Origin of the sequence: Pseudomonas sp. GCM10022186 (assembly GCF_042656385.1) — a bacterium.
Taxonomy (GTDB): Bacteria; Pseudomonadota; Gammaproteobacteria; order Pseudomonadales; family Pseudomonadaceae; genus Metapseudomonas.
Map to the genome: position 1 here is coordinate 1 of NZ_JBHSOU010000035.1, position 1,153 is coordinate 1,153.

1 protein-coding gene is annotated in these 1,153 nt (G+C 67.6%); it reads right to left on the reverse strand.

The window, feature by feature from the left end:
* Positions 1 to 1,153, reverse strand: a 1,153-nt coding sequence (pgi, locus tag ACFPU0_RS14640) for a glucose-6-phosphate isomerase (RefSeq protein ID WP_377693820.1), incomplete at both ends; no start/stop codon positions are given.

The following is a 1,153-nucleotide window of genomic DNA, read 5'->3' on the forward strand; positions in this document are numbered from 1 at the left end:
CGTCCTGGCCGATCAGCCGCGAATAGACGGCCTTGCCCAGCTCCTTGCCCAGCTCCACGCCCCACTGGTCGAAGGCGTTGATGCCCCAGAGCACGCTCTGCACATAGACCTTGTGCTCGTACATGGCGATCAGCGCGCCCAGGCGGCGCGGGCTGATGCGCTCCATCACCAGGGTGTTGCTCGGGCGGTTGCCGGGGATCACCTTGTGCGGCGCCAGGCGCTGCACCTCCGCTTCCGCCAGGCCCTGGGCGCGCAGTTCGGCCTCGGCCTCGGCGCGGGACTTGCCGAGCATCAGCGCCTGGCTCTGCGACAGGCAGTTGGCGAACAGCCACTGGTGATGGTCGGCCACCGGGTTGTAGCTGGACACCGGGACGATGAAGTCCGCCGGGATCAAGTGGGTGCCCTGGTGCAGCAGCTGGTGATAGGCGTGCTGGCCGTTGCAGCCGACGCCGCCCCAGATCACCGGGCCGGTGCCGGCGCTGACCGGGCTGCCGTCCTGGCGCACGCTCTTGCCGTTGGACTCCATGTCCAGCTGCTGCAGGTGGTCGGTGAAGTTCCGCAGGTAGTAGTCGTAGGGCAGGATGGCATGGCTGCGGGCGCCCCAGAAGTCGCCGTACCAGACGCCGAGCAGGCCGAGGATCACCGGGATGTTGCGCTCGAAGGGCGTGCCCTGGAAGTGCTGGTCCATGCTGTAGGCGCCGGACAGCAGTTCCTTGAAGTTGGAGATGCCGATGGACATGGCGATCGGCAGGCCGATGGCGGACCACAGCGAGTAGCGCCCGCCGACCCAGTCCCACATGGGGAAGATGTTCTCTTCGCGGATGCCGAAGGCCACCGCCGCGGTGCGGTTGCTGGAGACGGCGATGAAGTGCCGGTACAGCTCGGCTTCGCTGCCGCCCTGGGCGAGGTACCAGGCGCGCGCGGCCTGGGCGTTCTTCAGGGTTTCCAGGGTGCCGAAGGACTTCGACGAGACGATGAACAGGGTGGTCTCGGCGTTCAGCTTGCAGGCCAGTTCGCGGAACTCGCTGCCGTCGATGTTCGCCAGGTAGTGGCAGCGCACGCCCTTCTGGGCGAAGGGCAGCAGGGCCTCGGACACCAGCTGCGGGCCGAGGAAGGAGCCGCCGATGCCGATGTTCACCACATCGGTGATGGG